Origin of the sequence: Corallococcus exercitus (assembly GCF_003611585.1) — a bacterium.
GTDB lineage: Bacteria > Myxococcota > Myxococcia > Myxococcales > Myxococcaceae > Corallococcus > Corallococcus exercitus.
The window spans coordinates 1-4,919 of record NZ_RAVW01000570.1 but is presented as its reverse complement, the minus strand read 5'-3'; the positions used below and the strand labels follow the sequence as shown (position 1 = coordinate 4,919).

Below are 4,919 nucleotides of genomic sequence, written 5' to 3'. Positions count from 1 at the left end.
CACCACGCCCCGCAGGTCCACCGCCAGCGCCCCCAACACGTGCTGCGCCTCGATGCGGGCCGCGCGGCACGCCCCCTGGCGCGGCGCCTCGTCCAGCGACTCCGACATCGCCGTGAGCAAGAGCGACAGCGCGTCCGCGTCCTCCAGCAGCACCAGCAGGTACTCACCCCGGCCGCTCTCCTCCTGCCGCCCCTGGCGCGTGGCGCCCAGCGTCGCGCGCGCCGTCTCCAGCGACTGCCGGATGCGCGCGCCCCGCTGCACCGCCTCCCACGTCCCCAGCCGCGAGGGCCCCTCCATGGGCCAGCCCGCCACCGCGTCCGCGACGTCCGCCAGCTGCTCGTAGCAGGCCGCGATGGCCAGCCGCGCCGGGCGGTAGGGCCGCAGCGGCCACAGCACCAGCGCCAGGAACATGGACCACAGGCCGCCCGCCATGAAGTACGCCGCCTGCATCAGCACCGCTTCCGGCCCGCGCTGCGGCAGGGCCAGCGACACCACGAACAGGTTCGCCAGCAGCATGCCCACGATGCCCGGCGTGTCCCCGAAGCTGCGCGCGAAGCCGCACGCCGTCACCCAGCAGAGCGTCAGCGCCACGTCCACCCAGAAGGGACTGGGCAGCGCGATGATGAGCCCCACCCCCGCGCCCAGCACCGTCATCGCCCCCATGGCCCGGGCGCGCGTGCGGTACGGCCCGCCCTTGTCCACCAGCGCGACGAAGAGCCCCGCCATGCCCGCCCACGACACGGCCGGCATTCCCAGGAGCGCGGAAACGGCGAGCGGCACCCCCAGCGCCAGCGCCGTGCGCAGCCCCGCCGCCAGCGCGGGCCGGCCCGGCTGGAAGCGGAAGAGGCCCGCGACGTGGCGGGGCAGGAGTCCCCGGGCCGCACGCCCCCGGGGCGCCACCCAGCCCTCCGCCGCCGTCTCGCCTCCGTCTCCGCGCATCCCCACGCCTTCCTCTCGTGAACGTCCCCTCGAGGAAGAAGATGGGGCGCGCGAGCGCCGCGATCCGCCCCTGCCCGCACACATGCAGGACGAGCAGCCGGCCAGGCTTCCAGCGACCGGCGGTGGGTGGACGGCCGTGCACAGGCAGGGTGAAAATGAACGGAAATACAACCCAGCGCACCTGCCTACCTACCGGTCGGAATGTGTTCCTGGGGCGGATGTAGGACGGAAACTTCATCAGTGAATTCATGAGGATAAGTCCCCTCATGACCGTGTAAGCAGCCACCCACACGCAACAATGGGACGGCTGACACGAGAATCAATTTGTCCGCTTCACCTTGCCCCGAAAGCCTCCCCCCATGGCCCTGCGCACCGACCTTTCGAAGCCTGTTGTCGCCACCCAGAACCGCACCGACACCAAGCCGGTGAACACCGTGAAGCCCCAGGGCCCGGTGGGCATGAGCTCGCAGTCCAGCTTCAGCGCGGGCGCGCCCTCCAAGGCGAAGGCGACGGTGGCGCTGAACGGCGTGGGCCAGAAGCTGACGCCGGGCCCGGTGGACCTCTCCAGCCCCCAGGCGCAGCAGGCCGTGCAGCAGACGGTGGCGTACGTGAACCAGAAGAACCCGCAGCTGACCGGCATCACGGGCGGCACGTCGTTCGCGCCGCGCTCGGTGGAGCGCGACCAGTTGGGCATGACGCACGTGCGCATGGACCGCATGCACGAGGGCGTGAAGGTCGCCGGTGAGCAGGTCATCGGCCACCTGGACGCGAAGGGCCAGTTCGACAGCCTGACGGGTGACGTGTCCAACATCCCCGCGGGCCTGGGCAAGGCGCCCACGAAGCTCAACGCGAAGGACGCGCTGGCGGTGGCGCAGAAGGACTTCAACGGCGATACGTCCCGCGCGCCCACGGCGGAGAAGGTCATCGTGAAGGGCAAGGACGGCCAGTACCACGCCGCCTTCCACGTGACGCTCACCGACACGTCCGTGTCCAACGGCAAGGACCCGCGCTCGATGAACTACTTCATCGACGCGAACACCGGCGAGTCCCTCAAGCAGTACAACACCATCAGCCACCTGGACCGCACCACCAACGCCAGGCGCGCGGGCGGCACCTCCGGCACGCCGACGACGCCCACCACGCCGACGACGCCCACCACGCCGGGCACGGGCCGCGTGGCGGACGACCAGACGATGTACAGCGGCAAGGTCGACATCCAGACGACGAAGAACAAGGACGGCACGTTCTCCCTGGAGGACAAGACGCGCGGCAAGGGCATCGTGACGTACGACGCGAAGAACAAGGCCGAGGCGTCGGGCACCACGGGCTTCACCGACAAGAACGACGTCTGGGGCGAGAAGACCGACCCGTCGCGCGCCGCCACCGCGGTGGACGCGCACTACGGCGCGGAGATGACGTACGACTTCTACAAGGAGATCCTCGGCCGCGACTCCATCGACGGCAAGGGTGAGAAGCTCGTCTCCTACGTGCACACCGACGTGAACCTGGTGAACGCGTTCTGGGACGGCGAGAAGATGCAGTACGGCGACGGCGACGGGAAGGACTCCGGCCCGCTCACCACGCTGGACATCGCCGGCCACGAAATCAGCCACGGCCTCACCGAGCGCACCGCGGGCCTGGAGTACGAGGGCGAGTCCGGCGGCCTCAACGAGTCCTTCAGCGACATCATGGGCACCGGCGTGGAGTGGTTCGCCAGCCAGAAGAACAAGGCCGTGAAGTCCGACTGGGCGGTGGGCGAGGACGCGTGGACGCCCAAGAACGGCGACAGCACGGACGCCCTCCGCTACATGAACGACCCGACGTCGGATGGCTACTCCATCGACAACTACAAGAACTACCCGAAGCAGACGGAGGTCCACGGTTCCAGCGGCATCGCGAACAACGCCTTCTACCTGCTCACCGAGGGCGGCAAGAACAAGACGTCCGGCATCGAGGTGAAGGACGGCATCGGCATGGAGAAGAGCCTGAAGATCTTCGGCCGCGCGCTCACCACGTACATGACGCCGCAGACGAACTTCTCCCAGGCCCGCGCCGCCACCATCAAGGCCGCCACGGACCTGTACGGCAAGGACTCCACCGAGGCGAAGAAGGTCGCCGAGGCCTGGACCGCCGTCGGCGTGAAGTAGTTCGCTGAAGTCTCCAGGCCCGGAGGGGAGCCCACCGCTCCCGTCCGGGCCTTTTCATTTCACTGCTTCGCCATGGCTTCCTTCCGTTCGGCCTGCGGGTCGCGGACATGCTCCCCGGCGACGTCCACGGTCACCTGGTGGAGGGTGCCGGTGAACTCGAAGGGCGCGGCGTAGCGCTGGCTCACGGACGACTGCTCGTCCCGGCCGCAGGTGAGCCCCTCCCCCAGGCTGATGGCCACCGGCATGGTGTCGTCGATGGTGCTCTGCGCCACCAGGTCCCCGTTGATGTAGAGCCGGCCGCGCCCGGGGGCCCCCTTCCCCACGGCGAGGTCCGCCTTGCCGGTGGGCTCGAACTCGAACTTCAGCTCCGAGCGCCCCTCCGGCACGTCCACCGCCGACTCGATGTGGAACTCCCGCTCGCCGACGAAGTTGTAGACGTAGTGCAGCTTGCGGTCCTGGATGAAGAACGTGTAGCCGCCGGTGAGGCCGCCGTGGCAGAGCAGCACGCCCTCCGTGTCGGGCGTCACCTCCGCGTCGGCGGTGATGGTGTGCGGCCGGTTGAGCACGTGCACCGCCGCGTTCTCCGGCGCGGGCGACGTGTGCGGCCGGTACACGTAGTGCGTGCGGTCCTTCGTGAGCTGCGGGCGCTCCATGGCGAACATGGCGAGGGTCGGCGACGCGAGCGGGAACACCTGGTAGCGCCCCGCTTCGGCGTACCAGAGGGCGATCATCTCGATGAGCTTGCCCCGGTTCTCCTCCGCCACGTTCTTCGTCTCGGAGCAGTCCTCCGCGACGTGGTACAGCTCCCAGCCGTGCGCATCCAGCTCGCGCAGCCGGCCCTCGTCGAGCAGCGACTGGCCGAACGCCTCTCCCGCCTCCGCGAAGGACGGGCCGGGGAACGGGCACACCGCGCGCCAGCCGTCGTGGTAGATGGCCCGCGAGCTGAACATCTCGAAGTACTGCGTGCGGTGGTGGCTGGGCGCGTTCGCGTCGTTGAACGTGTGCCGGAAGCTGACGCCCTCCAGCGGTGACTGGGTGACGCCGCGGATCTCCCGTGGCGGCTCCAGGCCCAGGCAGTCCAGCACCGTGGGCACCATGTCGATGGCGTGCGCGTACTGCGTGCGCACCTCGCCCTTCGCCTGGATGCCTTTGGGCCAGTGGACGAGGAACGGGTCGGTGGTGCCGCCCCGGTACGTCTCCCGCTTCCAGCGGCGGAACGGCGTGTCCCCCGCCCAGGCCCAGCCCCACGGGTAGTGGTTGAAGTACTTCGGCCCGCCCAGGTCCTCCAGCGCCGCCAGGTTCTGCTCCAGCGACTCCGGCGTGTTGTTGAAGAACTTCAGCTCGTTCACGGAGCCGTGCGGCCCGCCCTCCGCGCTGGCCCCGTTGTCGGACAGCACCATGATGAGCGTGTTGGCCAGCTCACCCGTGTCCTCCAGGAACTGGAGCAGCCGGCCGATGTGATGATCCGTGTGCTCCAGGTAGCCCGCGAACACCTCCATCATCCGCGAGTAGAGGTGCTTCTCCTCCGGGGGCAGCGAGTCCCAGTCCTGCACGTCCGGGTCGTGCCGCGACAACTGCGTGCCCTTTGGGATCACGCCCAGCTCCAGCTGCTTCTGGAACACGCGCTGCCGGTAGGCGTCCCAGCCGTCGTCGAACTGGCCCGCGTAGCCGTCCGCCCATTCCCGGGGGACGTGGTGGGGCGCGTGCATGGCGCCCGGGGCGAAGTAGAGGAAGAAGGGCTTGTCGGGCGCGACCTGCTTGGTGTCCGCGATGCAGTCCATGGCCCGGTCCACCAGGTCCGGGGTGAGGTGGTAGCCCTCCTCGGGCGTGGCG

General features: G+C 69.4%; 2 protein-coding genes and 1 pseudogene. 1 reads left to right on the top strand and 2 read right to left on the bottom strand.

Annotated features, from left to right (window positions below; genetic code table 11):
• A pseudogene (locus D7W79_RS38735) lies at positions 1 to 939 on the bottom strand (FUSC family protein); the annotation flags it as partial.
• A gap of 359 nt (positions 940 to 1,298) precedes the next feature.
• On the opposite strand from D7W79_RS38735, the gene D7W79_RS38730 reads away from it, so the two are divergent.
• Positions 1,299 to 3,086 (top strand): M4 family metallopeptidase, encoded by a 1,788-nt coding sequence (locus tag D7W79_RS38730; RefSeq protein WP_120530264.1) that lies wholly within the window; start codon positions 1,299 to 1,301, stop codon positions 3,084 to 3,086.
• Between the two features lie 59 nt (positions 3,087 to 3,145).
• Here D7W79_RS38730 and D7W79_RS38725 read toward each other — a convergent pair.
• On the bottom strand, positions 3,146 to 4,919 hold a 1,774-nt coding region (locus tag D7W79_RS38725), incomplete at its 5' end, for a sulfatase-like hydrolase/transferase (RefSeq protein WP_120530263.1).